Origin of the sequence: Chitinophaga silvatica, assembly GCF_003419895.1 — a bacterium.
Classification (GTDB): Bacteria; Bacteroidota; Bacteroidia; order Chitinophagales; family Chitinophagaceae; genus Chitinophaga; species Chitinophaga silvatica.
In genome coordinates, this window is the sequence record NZ_QPMM01000003.1 from 104866 (window position 1) to 126230 (window position 21365).

15 protein-coding genes and 1 tRNA gene are annotated in these 21365 nt (G+C 40.8%); 10 read left to right on the top strand and 6 right to left on the bottom strand.

Annotated features, from left to right (window positions below; all coding sequences use genetic code 11):
- Positions 1 to 185: 185 nt before the first annotated feature.
- From DVR12_RS28000 to DVR12_RS08335, 6 genes are all read right to left on the bottom strand, one after another.
- Positions 186 to 1637 carry a 2'-5' RNA ligase family protein gene (locus DVR12_RS28000; RefSeq protein WP_262511919.1) on the bottom strand — a complete coding sequence of 484 codons (1452 nt, stop codon included), beginning with the start codon at positions 1635 to 1637 and terminating at the stop codon, positions 186 to 188.
- Between the two features lie 9 nt (positions 1638 to 1646).
- Positions 1647 to 2915 carry a kynureninase gene (gene kynU / locus DVR12_RS08315; RefSeq protein WP_116975209.1) on the bottom strand — a complete coding sequence of 423 codons (1269 nt, stop codon included), beginning with the start codon at positions 2913 to 2915 and terminating at the stop codon, positions 1647 to 1649.
- A gap of 415 nt (positions 2916 to 3330) precedes the next feature.
- On the bottom strand, positions 3331 to 6885 hold the full coding sequence (locus tag DVR12_RS08320; protein WP_116975210.1) for an efflux RND transporter permease subunit: 3555 nt from the start codon (positions 6883 to 6885) through the stop codon (positions 3331 to 3333).
- Positions 6886 to 6921: 36 nt separating this feature from the next.
- Positions 6922 to 8049, bottom strand: a complete 1128-nt coding sequence (locus DVR12_RS08325) for an efflux RND transporter periplasmic adaptor subunit (protein WP_116975211.1) — start codon at positions 8047 to 8049, stop codon at positions 6922 to 6924.
- A 29-nt stretch (positions 8050 to 8078) separates the two neighbouring features.
- A complete protein-coding gene (locus DVR12_RS08330) occupies positions 8079 to 9440 on the bottom strand; it encodes a TolC family protein (protein WP_116975212.1) in 1362 nt (453 codons plus the stop codon).
- Positions 9441 to 9444: 4 nt separating this feature from the next.
- Positions 9445 to 10056 (bottom strand): TetR/AcrR family transcriptional regulator, encoded by a 612-nt coding sequence (locus DVR12_RS08335; RefSeq protein WP_116975213.1) that lies wholly within the window; start codon positions 10054 to 10056, stop codon positions 9445 to 9447.
- Positions 10057 to 10239: 183 nt separating this feature from the next.
- On the opposite strand from DVR12_RS08335, the gene DVR12_RS08340 reads away from it, so the two are divergent.
- The 10 genes from DVR12_RS08340 to DVR12_RS08385 all read left to right on the top strand — a co-directional run bounded on the left by DVR12_RS08340 (position 10240) and on the right by DVR12_RS08385 (position 21135).
- A complete protein-coding gene (locus DVR12_RS08340) occupies positions 10240 to 10848 on the top strand; it encodes a DUF502 domain-containing protein (RefSeq protein WP_116975214.1) in 609 nt (202 codons plus the stop codon).
- 75 nt (positions 10849 to 10923) lie between these two features.
- Entirely contained in the window at positions 10924 to 11889 is a 966-nt protein-coding gene (locus DVR12_RS08345; RefSeq protein WP_116975215.1) for a zinc dependent phospholipase C family protein, read from the top strand.
- Positions 11890 to 12711: 822 nt separating this feature from the next.
- Positions 12712 to 13821: a 3-phosphoserine/phosphohydroxythreonine transaminase gene (serC, locus tag DVR12_RS08350; RefSeq protein WP_233522210.1), complete on the top strand. Its 1110-nt coding sequence runs from the start codon at positions 12712 to 12714 to the stop codon at positions 13819 to 13821.
- A gap of 99 nt (positions 13822 to 13920) precedes the next feature.
- Positions 13921 to 15165 carry a DUF1015 domain-containing protein gene (locus DVR12_RS08355; RefSeq protein WP_116975217.1) on the top strand — a complete coding sequence of 415 codons (1245 nt, stop codon included), beginning with the start codon at positions 13921 to 13923 and terminating at the stop codon, positions 15163 to 15165.
- A gap of 113 nt (positions 15166 to 15278) precedes the next feature.
- On the top strand, positions 15279 to 16352 hold the full coding sequence (locus DVR12_RS08360) for a tetratricopeptide repeat protein (RefSeq protein WP_116975218.1): 1074 nt from the start codon (positions 15279 to 15281) through the stop codon (positions 16350 to 16352).
- A 98-nt stretch (positions 16353 to 16450) separates the two neighbouring features.
- On the top strand, positions 16451 to 18106 hold the full coding sequence (paaN, locus tag DVR12_RS08365; RefSeq protein ID WP_116975219.1) for a phenylacetic acid degradation protein PaaN: 1656 nt from the start codon (positions 16451 to 16453) through the stop codon (positions 18104 to 18106).
- A 50-nt stretch (positions 18107 to 18156) separates the two neighbouring features.
- On the top strand, positions 18157 to 18816 hold the full coding sequence (locus tag DVR12_RS08370) for a YceI family protein (protein WP_116975220.1): 660 nt from the start codon (positions 18157 to 18159) through the stop codon (positions 18814 to 18816).
- Positions 18817 to 18903: 87 nt separating this feature from the next.
- Positions 18904 to 19149: a 2TM domain-containing protein gene (locus DVR12_RS08375; protein WP_116975221.1), complete on the top strand. Its 246-nt coding sequence runs from the start codon at positions 18904 to 18906 to the stop codon at positions 19147 to 19149.
- Between the two features lie 48 nt (positions 19150 to 19197).
- Entirely contained in the window at positions 19198 to 21003 is a 1806-nt protein-coding gene (locus DVR12_RS08380; RefSeq protein WP_116975222.1) for an AMP-dependent synthetase/ligase, read from the top strand.
- A gap of 60 nt (positions 21004 to 21063) precedes the next feature.
- Positions 21064 to 21135, top strand: a tRNA-Arg gene (locus DVR12_RS08385).
- The last annotated feature ends 230 nt before the right edge of the window (positions 21136 to 21365 follow it).

The window sequence follows — 21365 nt, forward strand, 5'->3', positions numbered from 1 at the left end:
AGTTGTTTTAGGTTGAATTGTTTGATTTTATGTTAAGAACTGAAGAATAATTGTTTAGGTTGATTAGTGAAAATTCGTTCGAAGAGTTTAGGAAGAAATCTAATTGGTTTAATGATCTATGCTTACACAAAAGAGGCTGCCTCATCTCTGAGACAGCCTCTTGGTATTTTAGGGAGTGGCTATAATCAAGCGCCTCCTAACTTACATTTTTGAAGTACTTCCCAGGATTTACCATTATGGCGTAAGAAATAGAGGTTATTTACCTTAAAGGTAGCCTCATAGTCTTTGTTCTCATATTCTGGCCAAGCTTTGTTGAATTGGTCATCAGTGAGGTCTTTGAAGGCCACGGTAACGTGAGGAGTGAATCCGGTGCGGGCCAGCATTGTACTGAAGCCAAATTCCTTACGCAGGAAGTTGATCAGTTGACGGTGCATAGCAGCCATGGTTTCGCTCTTTTCCACGTTGATGAATAGAACTCTGTTTTGCTTGTTAGGGAATGTACCGAAACCTTTCAGAGATACTTCAAAAGGAGCCTGAGTTTTAGCAAATTCGGTGAGTTCGTCACAGAATGCTTTTTCCAGGGCAGGATCAGCAGTGAAAGGTACTTGTAAGGTAATATGTGGCAATACTTTCAATGCGTACATTGGGCCGTATTGCTCAGCAAATTCCTGTTTAATTTTTATGATTTCTTTACCTACCTCAGCTGTAGGGAGCAGGGCGATAAAGTAAATTTTATTATCTGGTTTTGGTTCAAAGCGTTGCATTCTGCCACCCGGACGACCACCTGGTCTTTGTCCGCCGCCGCGATTAAATCCACCACCGCCGCCGCCACGGTTGTAACCACCGCCGCCACCGCCGCGATCGTAACCACCGCCGCCACCGCCGCGATTGTAACCACCACCGCCGCCGCCGCGATTGTAACCACCGCCGCCACCGCCGCGATCGTAACCACCGCCACCGCCGCCGCGATCATAACCACCGCCGCCACCGCCGCGATTGTAACCACCGCCGCCACCGCCGCGATCGTAACCACCACCGCCGCCACTGCCGCGATCGTAACCACCACCACCGCTGCCGCCGCGATCATAACCGCCGCCACCGCTACGGTCTCCACGATCATAACCGCCGCCACCGCTACGGTCGCCACGATCATAGCCGCCACCACCGCCGCCGCGATTGTAACCGCCACCACCGCTACGGTCATAACCACCACCGCGCTCACCGCGATCATAGTTGTTACCACCACCATAGTTGCTGCCACCGTTATCGTAGCCACCGCCACGGTCGTACCCACCGCCGCCACGGTTATAGCCGCCGCCGCCACCGCGTTCTCCGCGATCATAGCCTCCGCCGCTATTATAGCTGTCACGATAATTGCTACCACCTTCACGGTTATAGCCTCCCTCGCGATAGCCACCACCGCCATCACGATTGTAGTCACGTGGACGATATCCGCCTTCACGATTGTAACCAGTGCGTCCTTCTTCGGAACCACCACTGTTGTAGTCGGGTTTGCCGCCTTCCCGCTCGTTATTTAAGTTGGGTTTGTCATCGCCTTTCTCCTTATTGGGATCATTCTCTTTGTTGGTATCAGAAGAGTAAGGCCTGCGGGGGCGTTCGTTTCTCTCAAAATTCATCTTACTTGATTAAGCGTTTGAAGCAATATTTGCTATGATTTCATAAAAATGAAATACGTCCTGATAGGAGTTATACATGGGTACCGGTGAAACCCTAATAACCCCGGGCTCTCGCCAGTCAACGATTATACCGGCATCGGTCATTCGTTGTTGTATTTCTTTACCTCTGTCTGGAAAGAACAAAGATAATTGAGCGCCTCTTTCATTACAATTTTCTGGTGTAATAATCTGGAAATTTATGCCACTCAACTGTTGCAATAGGAACAGAAGATAATTCGTCATTCCAATGCTTTTGCTACGTAAAGCGCCGATACCGGCTGCCTCAAATAATTCCAGGGATGCTTTCAGACTAACCATATTAAACACCTGAGCGGTGCTTTGTTGCCATCCTTCAGCTTCTTTTTTTGGCACAAACCCTTTCTCCATTTTAAAACGTGCACTCTCGTCATTTCCCCACCAGCCACCTAAACGTATAAAATCACGGTTGCTGGCATGCTTTTCATGAACAAAGGCACCTCCTACTGCACCAGGGCCACCGTTTAGATACTTATAAGAGCACCAAACTGCAAAATCTACGCCCCAGTCATGTAAGGATGTTGGAATATTTCCTACTACGTGCGCAAGGTCAAAACCTGCATATGCGCCTGCCCGATGCGCCGCATCTGTAATAGCGGCTATATCAAATAACTGTCCGGTATAGTAATTTATACCTCCAAATAAAACTAGCGCTAAACTATCACTTTCTCGGTTAATAATCTCCAAAATATCTTCTAATCTTATCAAATGCTCTCCAGGTCGGGGAGAAACTTCGATGATTGCTTGCGCCGGATCAAAACCATGAAGTTTAACCTGTGTCTCTACTGCATATTGGTCACTCGGAAAAGCTCCTGCCTCCATTAACACTTTAAACCGCTGTTTGTTTGGACGGTAAAAACTTATCATCATTAAATGAAGATTTACCGTTAAAGTGTTCATTACTGAAAGCTCTTGCTGACTTGCTCCTAATATATTTGTTAAAGGCTTACTACAATATTGTTGATAATATAACCATGGGTTCTTCGCTTCCCAATACCCCTCAACAGCAAATTGCTGCCAATCCATTAACTCTTGTTCTATTGCTGATTTTACGTTCTTTGGCTGTAATCCCAGGGAGTTGCCACATAAATAAATAGCAGCCTTTCCGTTACGCTGTGGAAAATAAAATTGTTCTTTGAATTTATGTAATGGATCCTCCTGGTCCTTCTCTTTAGCATATGCTAACGATGCTACGTACTCCATGGTCTTCCAATCTTGCGCCTATCTTTTCAATATTATTTTAATAATTAATGGCGGTTATCCCTCTAATATCAGTTCTATAATTATTGTTCTATTTCTTTTTTCTTTCTACTTACTGCTATAATAATCACAGGCGAAATGGCCTAAACTGTTTTCTATCAGACTGTTTTTCGGAAATTTTTTACCTCATTTTTATCATATGGCATATAAGACTAAGGCTGTATATGGCTAGTAACGTGTCAACTGTCTGTAGCATCAAAAGTAATAAAGGGTATTCAATTAGCCTCTATTGCAAATGTTAAAATTTGTTAATAAAGATAAAAAAAGGTTTTCATATGCAAGATACAAAAAAAATCCGTCCTGAAGATTCAGGACGGAGACTGTTAACCTACAACTGTTACACTGTATTGAAAAAAATTTAATTCGCTGATATGCCCTCCACTGTTTTACGCATAATCGTATGCTCCTCAGTTCCTTCCGGCTCCGGGAAGAATTTGTAAGGCAGATTCGACACATACTTCGGATCATGCATCTTACGTACTTCTTCCTTCTTCAAAAACAGCTTCAGGATCAATGCCACAAATGGTATGTATTTCAACCCTCTAGGCAAATTATATCTGTCTAATACATCTATAGACCGCTTGTTCATCGCATACATCACAGGTACCAATATCAGGGTCAGGAATGTTGCAAACACCAATCCATACACCATCGTCCACGCCAACGGCCCCCAGAATGCTACGTTATCTCCTCCAAAGAAAAGATGTGGATTAAACTCGCTGAACAATGTCGCAAAATCTATATTCAACCCTACTGCCAATGGTATCAAACCTAATATTGCCGCAATCGCCGTCAGAATTACTGGAGTCATACGTGTCTTTCCAGCTTCCACAACTGCTTCATACACCGGCATTTTCTGCTGTATCAACAAATCTGTGAATTCCACCAACACAATTCCATTCCTAACTACTATCCCTGCCAATGCCATTATACCTACTCCAGTCATTACGATCGAGATATCCATCTTAAAGATGGAGAAACCAAGGAATACCCCTATGATACTAAACACAATCTCCATAAAGATGACTAACGGACGACCAACAGAGTTGAATTGCGTCACCATAATCATCAAAATCAATCCAAATGCTCCCAACATCGCCATTAATAGGAAGTTCATTGTTTCCATCTGATCTTCCTGCTCTCCTGTCATTTTAATTGTTACTGATGGTGGATGGGTAAAGTTCTTCAATGCACCTTCAATATGCTGAACTACTTCATTGGCATTATAATCTGTTAACACATTGGAATACAAAGTAATTACACGTTTCTGATCTATACGCTTAATCCCCGCATAGGTATTGGAGTAATGAATATCTGCTACAGCCGATAAAGGAACCTGCCTGATCACTCCTCCCATATTCATATCTCTATATACGAGATTTAAGTTCATTAAGTTGTCGATATTATTCCTCTGATCTTCCTTCAATCTCACCATTATCTTATACTCATCATTCGCATCCCTTATCTTTGAAGCTTCCGCCCCAAATAAGGCAGTACGTAATGTTCCGCCAATCTGCCTGGTTGAAATACCCTGAGCATTTGCTCTCTCTCTATCTATGTTTACAACTATTTCGGGCTTGTTGGCTTCAAAGTCACTCTTCAACTCTTCAACTCCAGCAATATGTAATGAATCCAGGTAACGCTTAAGATTAAACGAAGCGGCCGTCAGTTCATCAAAATTATCTCCACTGATTTCGATATTGATAGGTTTTCCGGTTGGTGGTCCACCCTGCTCCTGCTCCACAGTAATATTAGTTCCCGGAATTCCTTTAACTGCCTGCCTGATCTTATCAAGATACTGTACTGTTGATTCTCCATGTCTTGCTCCAAATTCAACAAATGCTACAGTTACCTTACTTTTCTGAGGTTGTACACTCATATCCATCTGCGAAGGATCACCGGCTCCTTTGGCAACGTTGGAAATGATAGACTCTACAATTGGGTTATGAGCACCTACTACATTGGTAATACGCTTCTCAATAATTTTAGTGATTGAATCAGTATACTTCTGGTCTGTTCCATTTGGCAATTCTATATAAGTATAAATGAAATTCGGATCTGCCTGTGGAAAGAACACCACCTTCGGACTACGTATAGCCGTTAGCATTATACTGAAGAACAGCAATCCGAATGTCGCTATCACAATCCATACCGGACGCCATCCCACCAGGCACCATTTAAGTATCTGTTTATAACTCTCCTGTACTCTCGGCCATAAGGTATTCTGGAATTTTCGTGCCACTCCTCCTAACCAGAAACGTTCCAGTAAAATCAGCAGATAAATAAATATAACCAGATTACCTACACCTATACTTCCATTGGCATAACCAATCAATGCAATCAATGCAAAAACCGCTGTAAGTATTTTAAACTTCTTGTCGAACTTCGGTTTCGGACGATCTTCTCCTTCATGTTGATCCATAAAATCTACTGCAAATACCGGGTTAATGATATAAGCAACGATCAATGAAGCACCTAAAGTTGTAATTAATGTTACCGGCAAATAGAACATGAATTTACCAATCACTCCAGGCCAGAACAATAATGGGAAGAAAGGTGCCAATACTGTTAATGTACCGGAAAATACAGGTAAGAACACTTCTCCTGCCGCCACCTTGGCTGCTTTTACTATACCTAATTCTTTCCGCTCATTGTAAATACGATGCACATTTTCAATCACCACAATCGCATCATCCACTACAATTCCCAATGCCAGCAGGAAGGAGAAAAGCACCATCATGTTCAATGTGAAACCAAACATCGGCATCAGCAAAAAGGCAATGAACATGGAAATAGGTACAGACAATGCAACAAATATTGCATTTACTGCTCCCATGAAAAACATCAGAATGATTGTTACCAACACAAATCCAATGATAATAGTATTAATCAGATCGTGCAGGGTAACTCTGGTCGACTTAGACTGGTCTCCGGTAATTGATATTTCCAGGCTCTTTGGAAAATAATGCTCCTGCATATCTTTCTTAATTGCCTGTATTTTATCGGAAGCATCAATCAGGTTTTTACCACTTTGTTTAATTACATTCAGTGTAATTACATTTTTTCCTCCCAAACGTGCATAGCTCTCCTGCTCCAGGAATCCGTCTACTACATTGGCAACATCTTTAAGATAAACAACTGCACCCGACTGACCACGAACAATGATGTTACCAATCTTTCCCGGGTCTTTATATTCACCTTTTACACTAAGCGTTCTTTTTTGTCCGTCCATCGCCACCAAACCACCTGAGATAGTAATGTTCTCTCCCTGAATAGCCATGATTATATCCTCAAAGCTAATTTTGGCAGCATCCATTTTATACTTATCCACATTGATTTGTATTTCCCTTTCCAGCGCTCCTACCAGGTCTACACGGGTAATTTCATTCAATCCTTCAATCCTGTCTTTCATATCATCTGCATACTTTTTCAGGGTTTGCAGATCAAAATCGCCCGACAGGTTTACGTTCATAATCGGAATTTCCGAAACATCTATTCTAATAATAGAAGGTTCCTGTGTGAGATTCTGAGGTAAGTCCTTTTTGGCATCATCTACTTTTTCACGCACCTTTTGTCTTGCTGCTTCAATATCTTCATTGGCATTAAACTCAATGATAATTGAAGAGAAGTCCTGCATGGAGGTGCTTTTCAATTTTTTTACACCAGAGATACCATTCAGTTGTTTCTCAATCGGTTTGGTAATGGTAGTTTCCATATCTTCCGGAGAAGTACCTGCGTTTACGGTATTGATGATAAACTGAGGGAATACTACTTCAGGAAATTGTTCTTTAGGCAATCTGATATAGGAAAATATACCCGCGATGGCGAGAATAATAGTAGCTACATAGATGCTAATCTTATTATCGATGGCCCAACTGGTGGGTTTAAATTCTTTCTTTAGGTTGTCTTGCATACACTAGAGTTTTGCTGTGTAAAACACAGCGTTGCTTTACAATTTAATCAGGTCATTGTCGTTCAATCCCTGGAATCCGGCAGTGATGATCTGATCGCCGGCTTGCAAGCCACCGCGGATTTCTGCTTTATCGTTGTATGTACGTCCCATTTCGATGGTTTTACGTTGTGCCACCATCTTGCCTTTATCTTGCTGTGCCACTAATACATATGGTTTTCCGGAAGTATACTGAATTACACTAACAGGAATTACGATTGCATTTTTAGCAGTATAATCAACGATTCTGATATGAGCTATCATATTAGGGCGTAACATATTATCGGAACGCAGTGGCACTTCTACTTTAATAGTGCGACTAACGGGATCGATAGTACGTGAAGCAAATCCTACATTGCTGCGAATTTCGCGGTTGATATCCGGGAAGGCAATAGCTACTTCATCGCCTGCTTTAATAAGGCCGGCATATGTTTCAGCAATATTTGCGGTTACTTTTAAGTTATTCGCATTTACTACTCTGAAAGTTGGATTACCAGGAGAAGCGATATCGCCGACTTTAGCGATTACTGCATCTACAGTACCGCTGATAGGTGCAACTATACGGGATTGAGATTGTTGATCCTGTAAAGTAGCTAAACGTTTTTCAAGGCTTTCCTTCTGATTTTTGGCATTGAGATACTGAATCTCGGAACCAATTTTTTGAGCCCAAAGGTTCTTTTGCTTATCATAAAGTGTATTAGCCAATTCCAGTTGAGTACGTACTTCGGCCATACTTGCACGCAGTAACTGATCATCAACCTGGGCAAGCGTTTGACCCTGGCTCACCTGCTGGCCTTCTTTTACATAAATAGCAGTAATTACACCAGCTGCGCGGGATGAAACGTTTACGTTTTCACGGGCATCAACGCTCCCCTGAACATCAATAAAATGTTGGAAGGTAGTATCTCTTACAGCTGCAACAGTTACATCTTTCAGTCGTACTTCTTCTTTTATATCAAGCTCTTTTTCAAGCGTTGCTATTTTTTGGTCGATGTCGGAATTATATTTTACTTTTTCCTGTTTTAACTTTTGTAATTCTGCCATTTTCTTCTCTTTGTTGTTACCTCCACCGCAGGCAGCGAAAATTAACGTAGTAGCAGAAATCAGTAAAGCATATCTATTAGTCATATAATGAGTATGAATGATGATTAAAATGGTTAGAGTTTGCCGTATGCCTTCAGTAAATCAACTTTTGCTACGATGGCATTAAACAAAGCAGTGAAGTAATTATTCTGTGCAAGTAGAAGATCATTTTCAGCAGTGGTCATTTCCAGGCTGGATCCCACTCCTTCTCTATATTTAATCTGTGTAGTATGATATACATCCTGCGCCAGTTGCATATTTTTTTCCTGTGCTTCCAGGGTAAGCACGTTGTTACGGAAGGTAGAAGCAGATTGTTCTCTTTCAACGTCTATACCTTGTTTCAGATCTTCGATAGCTACTTCACTTTTCTTTACCGCCAGGAAAGCCTGATCTACCTGATGTTTACGCTGAAATCCTGTAAATATTGGCACAGAAAGATTTAAACCGGTGTTTACATACCCGTACCACATTTGAGATTGCAGGTAGTCGAATTTATCGCTGGCCCTTAATGCACCGGTACTTGCGAATAATTGTAAGGATGGTAATCCTTTCAGTTTGTATCTTTTCAGATCGTATTCGTTGGCTTGTTTTTGGGTTTGAAGCAATTGATATTCGATTCTTTGTGAATAATCGAATTTATCCATATCCAGTACATCGGCAACAATACGAGCTGTTGAAAGTGTATCCTTAAGCGTTAGTTGTTGTTTCAAAGGCATACCCATCTGATATTTCAGGGCAGCCACACCTAATTCTATCAGGTTTCTGAGTTTGGTTTGCTCGGTTTGCAGATTGGTATATTGAACGATGAGTCGATCTACGTCCAATTTTTCTGCGAGCCCATTTTTATAGATCTCTTTTGTTTCAGTTAAAATTCTTTCGAGCGAAGTAATATTCTCAGAAAGGATGGTGAGTGCTTTATTGGCCGACAATACATTATAATAGGCTTTGTATACATTGGCTTTTACATCAATTTCAGTTCTGGTAACATTTTTAGCAACCAGGTCTTCCAATGTTTTACGGGCCTGAAGGGCTACCAGCACGCTTGGGTCGAACAGGGTCTGAGTAAGTCTGACTTCTCCGACCAGGTTATGAGGTAGCTGGAATGATACAACGGTAAAAGAATCTTTGGGCATACCAAAGTTTCTCATGTTGAACATTTGTTTTTGTGTGATTGGATTATACTGATAAGAGCCGGAGCCATTGATTCCTGGAAGTGCCAGGCCACTTATTTCTTTATTTTTGGCTAGTTGAATCAGTTCATCCAGTTTCGCAGTTTTCACAGCGCTTTGATTGGCGAGAGCATATTCTACTGCTTCCTGGGCTGTTAAACTAATGGGCCCCGGAGTTGGCTGCTGTTGGGCACTGGTATTAACCGCCAGTACTAGCAGTGCTCCCACCAGCAGGAAACTGGTGAGCCGTTTGATTGATAATTTCATGTCCTTACTTGTTTTGCGATAGTTGTTTATATGCTTCTATAAGCTGGTACCCTTTCAGTGAGGCCACTCCATAAAGGAAGTTTTCCAACAAAACTTTCTGCACTTTATTCATGTCGTAGGAACCGGAGAAAACTTCGGGTTGAAAAGTGATCATACAGGCGTGTATGCGGTATTGTGTTAGTACTTTAATATCCAGGTCAGGTCTGTACACTCCTTCACTGATACCGCGTTCCAGGTTTTCGCGGATCATTGTTGCAAGCAAATTATTTTGATAGTCAAGAAATACCTGCCAGGCTTTGGCATGGAATTTTTGCAGATCTAGAAGAATAACCGGGTTGATGTTCAATAATCTTCTGTCCAGCATTTCCATTACGAGAAAGAGTTCCTCAATTGCATCTTTTGATTTTTCTTTATCGGCCCAGCATTCTTCTGTTATGATACTGATAAATCTGGAGATGGTTTGGGTGACCATATCGTCTTTATCGGTAAAGTGTGCATATAGAGTTTTCTTTGAAATACCCATCTTTTCGGCAATATCGTCCATGGTGATGGAACGTGTACCAAATTGACGAAATAGGCCAAAAGCCTTATCCATTATGCGTTCTTGTACTTCCATATGCTATACCGCAATAACCCTATCGTTATGCACAACAAAACTATGGAAACTTTCCAAACTTCCAAAGTTTCCAGTAATATTTTTTTATATGTAGCAACATTTAATTATTTTAATGATAAACCATTAAAAATCCGGGGATCACTTCCTTATTATTATCTAATTTTGCTGGTCTAATTATGAACCATGTCGCCGAAACTTAGATTTAAAGTATTCGCATCAAGATTGCTGCGATACTTCTTTCAGGGATTGCTTATACTGGCACCCATCGGTATAACAGCGCTGACTTTGTACTGGGCATTTGTTACGATAGATAATCTTATTCCAAAAGAGCTTATTCCAACAGATGCCGGCTATGGATTTCTCAGATACAAAGGGGTGGGCTTTGTAATTGTGCTGGTATTAATCATATTGGTAGGCTATCTCAGTTCTTCCTTTATTATCGGAAGGATATTTGATTTGTTTGATCATCTGCTGGAAAGAACTCCGTTTATTAAGTATATCTATACTTCAATTAAGGATGTATTTGATGCATTTGTTGGTGAGAAGAAGAAATTCGATCATCCTGTGTTGGTGCAAATCTATGGAGTAGATGTTTATGAGTTGGGATTTATAACCCAGACGGATGTCAGCAATTTTGGGCTGGAAGGATATATGGCTGTATATGTGCCACATGCCTATGCTATTACAGGTAAGGTATTTATGGTACCTAAAGATAAGGTGAAACCACTTACAGATATTTCAGCCGGAGAAGCAATGAAATTTGCTGTTAGCGGTGGCGTTACCAATATTTAATTCAGGGTAATCTGTGTAGTAAAAATACTACGCAGATTACTTTATGTTTTTGTTTGTTACCCAAAAAATGATGAGATGTTTGTTCAACTCCGATATTACTGCATTGCAGTAATTGTTCTGTTAATCATTCCTGCAATCACTTATCCATGGGGCTTTTTCGCTCATGAAAGAATCAATCGCCTGGCTGTTTATTGTTTGCCACCTGAAATGATGGTGTTATACAAACCCAGTATTGAGTATATCAGTAAACATGCTACCGATCCCGATAAACGCAGATATGCCGTAGCCGCCGAAGGAGCCAGGCATTTTATAGATATAGATCTGCTGGATGCTCCCCCATATAAAAATATTCCACGATTATGGAAAGATGCTGTAGAAAAATATAGCATGGATTCTTTGAACCAAATGGGTATTCTGCCCTGGCACCTGGGGAAAATGCTGGCACTTCTGACCAATGCATTTAAAGAAAAAGATAAGGAAAAGATACTCAGGCTTTCCGCGGAACTGGGGCATTACCTGGCCGATGCTCATGTACCACTTCATGCCTGTTCTAATCATAACGGGCAACTTACCAATCAACATGGCATTCATGGATTGTGGGAATCCAGCATTCCGGAACAACTGGCGGATCAGCAATTCGATTACTGGGCAGGGAAGGCATCATATATAGCCAGAACTGATAACTTTATCTGGGAGATTATTTCATTAAGTGGCAGAGAGGCAGATACAGTCCTTTCACTTGAAAAGCAGCTGAGCCAAGAGTTTCCACCCGCCACTCGATTTGCCTATGAAAACAGGAATGGTAAATTAATAAGAACCTACGCTAATGCATACACGAATTCATATTCCAAATTATTAAATGGAATGGTGGAGAGAAAAATGAAAAATGCTATTGCTGCAGTAGCGGCTGCCTGGTATACCTGCTGGGTAAATGCTGGTCAACCTTCCTTGAGTTTATTAGGGTCAGCGACTGCAGAAACCGAACCTGTTCAACAATTGGATTTATTGCAGCAACGATGGATGGAAGACCGTTGCAGGTAACAAGGGGCTGGTTGTACAAGTATCGTAATATTGGCTACAATCTGATTGTTGTAAGGACTAAACTCTGACGGCACTGGAACTCTGTTGGATAGACAATTATTGAAGGCCTTAAAGCTCGATGGCAAAACTAATTTGCGAAACTGTGCTAATAGAGGATTGTTGAAGATACCAAAGCGCTATGCCAATACTGAATTTGTGAAACTGTGCTAATGGAGGATTGTTGAAGATACCAAAGCGCTATGCCAATACTGAATTTGTGAAACTGTGCTAATAGAGGATTATTGAAGATACCAAAGCGCTATGCCAATACTGAATTTGTGAAACTGTGCTAATGGAGGATTGTTGAAGATCATAAGGCTCGATGGGTAATACTGATTGGTGAAACTGTGCTAATAGAGGATTATTGAAGATCATTAGGCTTTGATGGTAATATCGAATTGTGCGCCTGTGTTGGATAGACAATTATTGAAGCCACTAAAGCTTCGTTGACAAAATTAAATTTGTGTAACTGCGTTGGATATAGGATTATTGAAGACAATAAAGCATCGATGATAAAACGATTTGTATAACTGTGTTGGATATAGGATTATTGAAGATACTAAAGCCCTGATGGTAAAAATGAATGGCACACAACAATGATGCATATTGGATTGTTGCAGGTGAATAAAGCGTGGAAGCTAAAATATTTATGGTAATCCTTAATAATTTGAAAAGATATTTTATCTTTGCCCATACCATCTTTTAACCTGTCCTACACTACACGCCTCACTGGTTTTATGCCCGTGCCGTTTTTTTTCCGTTTCCTTAGAAAAACCAAAAAAAGTGGAAAGATCAAAAAATGAATTTAATCTGAATCGCAACATGAAGGTGCACAATTTTAACGCAGGTCCTTCTATCTTACCTAACGAGGTATTGTACAAGGCCAGTAAAGCGCTGATAGACTTTGAAGGGTCTGGAATGTCTATACTGGAAATTGGTCACAGAACCGCACCGTTTATGGCGGTAATGGAAGAGGCGCGTAGCCTTGTGAAGGAACTGATGCAACTGGAAGATGACTTTGAAGTGCTCTTTTTGCAAGGTGGTGCAACTATGCAATTCATGCAAATTCCTATGAATTTGCTGGAAAATGGTGAAACCGCTGCGTATATCGACACAGGAGTATGGTCTAGCAAAGCCATCAAAGAAGCAAAATTGTTTGGCTATACAGATGTGATAGCAAGCTCCAAAGAAAGCAACTACAACCACATCCCAAAACAATTCACTATTCCTCAACAGGCTAGTTACTTACACATTACCACCAATAATACTATATATGGTACTCAGTGGCAATCAACTCCAGAGAGCAGTATTCCATTAGTAGCAGATATGAGTAGTGATATTTTAAGTCGCAGTATGGATTTCAACAAATACTCGTTGATCTATGCCGGCGTACAAAAAAATATGGGAGCTGCCGGTGCTACTATGGTAGCAGTACGTAAAAGTATGCTTGGTAAAGTAACTCGTAAAATACCATCTATTCTTGATTATAGAAACCATATCGAAAACGGTTCTATGCTGAATACACCTCCTGTTTTTGCAGTATATATTACCATGCTCACATTACGTTGGTTAAAAGAACAAGGAGGTATTCCGGCTATCGAGAAAATAAATGATAAAAAAGCTGCTTTGCTTTACGACGAAATAGACCACAACCCACTATTCAGAGGTACAGTGGTAAAAGAAGATCGTAGTAAAATGAATGCCTGCTTTATCATGGATAAGCCAGAAATGGAAGAAGAGTTTATCAAGTTCTGTAAAAAAGAAGATATTGTAGGTATAAAAGGTCACCGTTTATCCGGAGGATTCCGCGTTTCCATGTACAATGCACTTCCTTATGAAAGTGTAGAAGTAATGGTTGAAGCCATGAAATACTTCTCCCTGAAAAAGGCCTAATATCCTTCTAAGTATATTAAATTACGAATTATGAAAGTCGCCCTTTCATAATTCGTAATTTTTTTTTATACTTTTACTACTCACCCATCTTAGTTCATTATGGCTATCATTAAACCCTTCAAAGGATTAAGACCCAATCCTGCACTTGCTTCCCAAGTCGCTTCCCGCCCATACGACGTGCTCAGCTCTGATGAAGCCCGCGAAGCAGCAGCTAACAACCCCCACTCTTTTTATCATATCTCCAAATCAGAAATAGATCTTCCTGCCGATACAGATGTTCACAGTCAACAGGTTTATGACCGTGCAGCGGCCAATCTACGGACCTTTATTAAAGACCGTACCCTGATCCAGGACTCTCAACCTGTATATTATATCTATAAACTGGTAATGGATGGAAGAGCACAAACCGGTCTGGTAGCTGTTTCTTCGGTTGCCGACTATAATAACGGGAGAATCAAAAAACATGAATTTACCCGTCCTGATAAAGAGCTCGACAGAATCAATCATATTAAAACTACCGAGGCTCAAACCGGCAATGTATTCCTTGCTTACAACGATGTTCCCGAAATCAGTGCACTTATTGATCACTGGCAGGAGCACAATAGTCCGGTCTATGACTTTATAGCAGATGATAATATCCAGCATACGGTTTGGGTAGTAGATGCCCCTTCCGTCATAGAAGATATTAGTATTTTGTTTGATGAAAAAGTGCCTCATACCTATATTGCAGATGGCCATCATCGTGCAGCTTCCGCCAGCCTTGTACAAAAAGAATTACAGGCTACCCGAAAAATTATAGGCGCCGAAGATCCGGCAAACTACTTTCTTACAACCATATTTCCAGCCAGTCAACTCGCCATCCTCGACTATAACAGGGTGGTTAAAGACCTAAATGGCTTAAGTATTCCTGCTTTTCTTTCGCAACTCGACTACGACTTTACTGTTGAAGAAATCGGGCATCTTCCGCAATCCCCTTCCATGCTACATGAATTTAGTATGTATCTCGATGGCAAGTGGTACAGATTGGTAGCGAAGGAAGGTACTTATACAACAGACCCGATTGGGATCCTTGATGTAACCATTCTATCTAACAATATTCTTGATAAAATACTCGGCATTAAAGACCAACGCACCGATAAAAGAATCGATTTCGTTGGAGGTATAAGAGGATTAAAAGAGTTAGTAAAGCGGGTAGACAGTGGGGAGATGAAAGTGGCTTTTGCATTGTATCCGGTCACGATTCAACAACTTTTTGATATAGCAGATAGTGGTAATGTGATGCCTCCCAAAAGCACCTGGTTCGAGCCCAAACTGAGAGATGGCCTAATCACACACCTCATTTAAATACAGGCTTTTAATCTCATTCTAATATCTGTCTTATTTAACCCAATACTATAGCTAAAACTATGGCACATTACCCCATTTTCCTTACTTTTACAGCAAACTGACAGAAGGGAATGAATATACGGACTTCTTTATTGAAAGCATTTTTGATTGTGGGTGTTCTATCTGCCCATCCTGCCATTGCACAAGATTCTAAAGAATTATATAATACCGCTACTAAATTTATGAGAAGTGGTGATTATTCAAATGCAATCCTGGTATTCAATCAGGCTTTACAGTTAGAACCGGAGAATTTTGAGTTCAGAAAGCAATTAGGATTTACCTATTACCTGAAAGGTGATTTAATAAAAGCCAAAAGCGTAATAGAACCATTACTTAGTAATAAAGAAGCGGATATACAGGTTTTCCAGATTGCAGGTAATATATATATTGGCCGCGAAGAGTATAAGGTAGCCCAGCGGATGTATGAAAGAGGTCTGAGAAAATTCCCTAATAGTGGTGAATTATATAATGACAATGGATCATTATTGATGAATATTAAGCTCTACGACGGAGCATTAAAAAGCTGGATAAAAGGAATAGAGCAAGACCCTACCTTCCCTGGTAACTACTATAATGCAACTAAAACCTATAACTACAGTAATAATCCGCTGTGGTGCATTCTGTACGGAGAAATTTTCATGAATATGGAAAGTTTTACAACCCGTACTGCTGAAATCAGAACTATTGTACTGGAGTCATATAAAAAACTATTCAACGATCCTTCGTTATTTGAAAGCGCAGTAGCAGAGGCTAAAAAAAGCAAAAGAGGTAATAGTGAGTTTGTTGAGGCATACAGAAATTGTATGAGCAAACAAATTAGTGTAATTACCGGTGGTATTGATCCGGATGCCCTTATTATGGCCCGTACACGCTTTTTGCTCGACTGGTACAACCAGGCTGCAGAACAATTTCCATTCGCACTATTCGACTTCCAGAGAGAGTTGTTAAGAGCCGGTATGTATGAAGCTTATAATCAATGGTTGTTCGGCCCTGCTGCCAATCAGGCTAATTATAAAGCCTGGACTACCCTCCACAAACAGGAATATGATGCTTTCCAGCAGTATCAGCGTCGTAACCCTCTGAAACCCAGAGCAGATGAATACTATAACGATGGTAAGTTTACGCTGATCAATTCGGGATACTAAGCAGGAGCGGGAACAACAATCCAGGCTGTAATAAATCGTTTAGTTGCTGTAGCAACTAAACGACTAAATCCGTAAATTGTAGTTCTCAAATTCTGAATATGCTCGCTACTAAACACCAAAACATCATCGACAATGCCGTGAAGGCAAATCATGAACGTGCATTTTATGCCCAATACCCCGAACATCCCAAAGCATACGGAGAAGAGGCTCATGCCAAAGGAGTTCAAAGTTATCAGCAACTACTAGGTAAACCTTTCAAAAGCTTACTTCAAACTAACGAAACAGGTTGGAGCGGTGAAGAAGTTTCTCCCTATACCCGGGAAGTCTTAGGCATTACCTATCCTGAATTTGCGGTTAATGATCTGGTAAAAAAAGCCACTGCGGCTGGCAAATCCTGGGAAAAGCTTCCTGTGGCCGAAAGAGCTGGTGTGCTAACAGAAACGCTGGAGAAAATTAAAGACTACTTTTTTGATATTGCCAATGCTACCATGCATACTACCGGCCAAAGCTTTATGATGAGCTTTCAGGCTTCTGGTCCTCATGCCAATGATAGAGCATTGGAAGCAATAGCTACCGGATATCAGGAAATGCTACGTTATCCGCCTACCGTTTCCTGGGAAAAGCCTATGGGTAAGGCCAGCATTAAACTCTACAAAACATTCAGGGCAATCCCTAAAGGTGTAGGAGTAGTAGTAGGCTGTTCTACCTTTCCTGTCTGGAACACACTTCCAGGTGTATATGCGAACCTGATTACAGGTAATCCCGTAATTGTAAAACCACATCCAAGAGCTATATTACCTATCGCAATAGTAGTAAGTGTTATTCAGCAAACCTTGCAGGATAATGGATTTGATCCGAATATCTGTCAACTTGCCCCGGATAGTTCCAAAAATCTTATTACTAAGGAGTTATGTGAAAATCCGGCTGTTAAACTTATCGACTATACAGGAGGCAGCTCCTTTGGTGGATATATTGAATCGTTACCAGGAAAAACAGTTTTTACTGAAAAAGCCGGAGTTAACTCAGTAATTTTAGATAGTGTCAAAGATCTTGATCCTGTTATTCAAAACCTGGCATTTTCTGTAAGCCTGTATTCGGGGCAGATGTGCACAGCTCCTCAAAATTTCTTTGTACCCGAACATGGGATTAAAACCGAAAAGGGGGAAATCTCTTTCAACGAAGTGGTACAGCATTTCCGGGATGCAGTGGCAGGATTAACCAAACATCCTAAAATGGGGGCAGGCACTTTAGGTGCTATTCAAAATGATGAAACCCTGGAGAGAGCAAGAGAAGCCCGGCAGCTGGGAGGTAAAGTGATTTTGGAAGGAACTCCGGTTGAAAATGAAGAGTTTAGCAACGCCAGGGTATTTGCTCCTACTATCATTGAAGTTACAAGTGCCGATAACAATGTATATGAGAAGGAGTTATTTGGCCCTATTGTTTTGATCATTAAAACAAAAGACACAGATCATAGTATTCAGCTGGCCAAGCAAATGGCGGTCAATCTTGGAGCTATTACCTGTGGGGCATACACAACCGATAAATCAATAAAAGAGAAAATAATTGATGAGATGAACAGTGTGTTTACTCCGGTATCTCTGAATCTTACAGGATTAATCTGGGTAAATCAGCATGCTGCTTTTTCTGATTTCCATGTAACCGGAGGAAATCCGGCAGGCAATGCCAGCTTTACTAATCAGGAGTTTATTGTAAAGCGTTTTGTATGGGTAGGTAACAGAGAGCTGGCAGAATAAAGAGCATTTCCGGGCAGGCAAACAAATGCCTGCCCTCTAAAGTCAGATATATGAAACAGTTGCTAATTACGCTTTCCCTATTTGTTTTCGTAGCCTGCGAACAGGCTCCTAAAGCCGACAAAGCCAATATTACCGCTGCTAAAACCGTTCAGGCAGGAACCGGACAAGCCTATATTCCAGACACTGCAACCAGCAGAGTTGAATGGATAGGCACTAAGCCAACCGGTAAACATCATGGGTTCATTAAACTGGCTGGAGGAGCTATTTATTTAAAAGATAGCTTAATTACCGGTGGCGAACTGATCATGAATATGAAATCCATGCAAGACCTTGATCTGGTAGCTGATACTGCCATGAAGAATAAATTGGAGGCGGAGCTTAAAGGATCACAGTTTTTTGATGTTCAAAATTTCCCTACTGCCACTTTCGAAATAACTGAAGTTGCGCCTTATCAACCTGCCAAAGACGGAGCTGTTACCTTATTGCATGCCACACATATAATTAAAGGCAATCTGACCTTAAAGGGAGTTACTAAAAATATTTCTTTTCCAGCTTCTATAACAATTGAAAATCAAGAAATTATCACAACTGCTAATTTCAATATAGACAGAACTCAATGGGGTATTACCTATAGAGCCGACAAATCACTGCAAGACAAACTGATCAATTCCCAGGTGAATATCACCTTCCATGTTAAAGCTTCCCGCTAGTACGCATTTTTAGGGATTTTTTTGCTAAAAAAACCAATAAAAAACATTAAATTAGAACAACACCATTTAAGTGAAAATCTGACTTCGATGGAAACGAAATTAGAAAGAGATGACCAGCATTGGCGAACCGCCAAATTAAAGGCTGGCTTCAAATCTCATCTTATTATATACCTGATAGTTAATATAGGGATGTGGGCATTGTGGTTTCTGACAGACAGTGGACAAACTAACGGAATTCCCTGGCCATTCTGGCCATCCTTAGGCTGGGCCGGTGCATTGACTTATCAATATTTTAATGCCTGGCACCGTAACGATCTGAATAAAGCACTTTAGTTCATATTTACCTGTAATTCCAGGCCAAAACAAAAAACAAACAGCAGCATGAAGGACCAACCGCAAAGACTATTTGATGTGATTGCTTACCAACTCGCCAATTTTCCAAAAGAGGATATGCTGGCAGGTAAGGAAAATGGCGCGTATAGAAAATATAGTACGAAAGAAGTGGGTGACATGACGCTTCGCCTTAGTTCAGGCTTACTTAAACTAGGCATTCGTCCAGGTATCAAATCCAATGAAGAGAAAGATAAAATTGCCATCATTTCTCCCAACAGGCCTGAATGGATTATTACCGATTTGGCGGTTCAACAACTTGGTGCAGTGCTTACACCTATTTATCCAACTATCAGTGAACATGAATTAGCATATGTTTTAAACGATGCGGAAGCAAGGATTTTATTTGTTAGCGATAAAGACCTCCTGGATAAGGTTACCGCCATGCGCGATAAATTCCCTACCATAAGGGAAATCTTCACCTTTAATAAAGTAGAAGGAGCCAGACACTGGACGGAAGTCTTAGACCTCGCCGATCCTGCCGATTACGCAACCATCGATGGAATAAAAAAGAATGTAAGTCCGGAAGAATTAGTCACCATCATCTATACTTCCGGTACAACCGGCACTCCTAAAGGCGTAATGTTGAGTCACCATAACATTGTAAGCAACGTTGTGGCCTGTCAGCCTTATCTGCCTTTGAATAGAGATGCAAAAGCACTTAGCTTCCTCCCTCTCAACCATATTTTCGAAAGAATGGTTACCTATCTGTATCTCTACTCAGGTGTACCTATTTACTATGCCGAATCTATGGATACTATTGGTGAAAATCTGAAGGAGGTTAAACCAACTATCTTTACTACAGTACCACGTTTACTCGAAAAAACATACGAAAAAATTATGGCTACCGGCCTTGAATTAAAAGGCATCAAAAGAGCATTATTCTTCTGGGCGGTAGAATTAGGAAAAGAATACGAGATCAATAAAAACCAGGGATTCTGGTATAATCTGCAATTAAAGATTGCCAATAAACTCGTATTCAGTAAATGGAGAGCAGCCCTTGGCGGTAACATACAAGCCATTGTAAACGGAGCTGCAGCCTGCCAGGTTCGACTGCTCAAAATATTTACTGCCGGCGGTATTCCTATCATGGAAGGATATGGTCTTACCGAAACCTCTCCAGTTATAAGTGTAAACAGATATGACGTGAAAGAAAGGATGTTTGGCACTGTGGGCCCGATTATCAGTGACGTGGAAGTAAAGATTGCAGAAGACGGTGAGATCCTTTGTAAAGGCCCCAATGTTACTATCGGCTACTACAAACGTCCAGACCTCACTGCGGATGCAATCACAGACGGTTGGTTCCATACTGGCGACATTGGAGTTATAATCGATAATAAATTCCTGAAAATAACTGATCGTAAAAAAGAACTCTTTAAAACTTCAGGTGGCAAATTCGTAGCACCACAACCTATTGAAAACAAGTTTAAAGAATCGCCTTATATAGAACAGATCATGGTAGTGGGTGAAGACAGAAAATTCACCGGAGCCCTGATTGTACCTTCTTTTAATAACCTTCGTAATTGGGCACAGAAACATGGAATTAATGTTAAATCCAACGAGGAATTAGTTAAAAATGAACAGGTAATCGATCTCTATAAACAGGCAATGGACAAATATAACCAGTTCTTTAGCCACATTGAACAGATCAAGAAATTTGTACTTATCCCTACAGAATGGACGGTAGATGGAGGAGAACTCACTCCAACACTGAAGGCTAAACGTAAGGTGATAATGCAAAAATACCACGATCAGATTGAGAGCCTTTATGCCGGACCTGCGGTAAAAAGTGTTTAAATTTTAATTTAAATCCCTTACTTTTGCCACCCAATCCAGGATTGGGGATAAAAGATGGATGGCCTCATAGTTCAATGGATAGAATAGAAGTTTCCTAAACTTTAGATACAGGTTCGATCCCTGTTGAGGCTACAACCTTATGGCCGTAAATGCAGTACAGTATTGCGTTTACGGTTTTTTATTTTTAGCAAACTACCCCATTTTCACCCTAAAACACTATCCCAAATTCCCCAAAACCGTACCCCCGGTTCACATTTGAATTCCAGGATATAATAATTGGTCTAGCTATTCAGCGAGAGAGAAAATCAACCCAAAAATGGCCATTCATTTTAACAAGTGACCAAACGAAAAATCCCCATTTT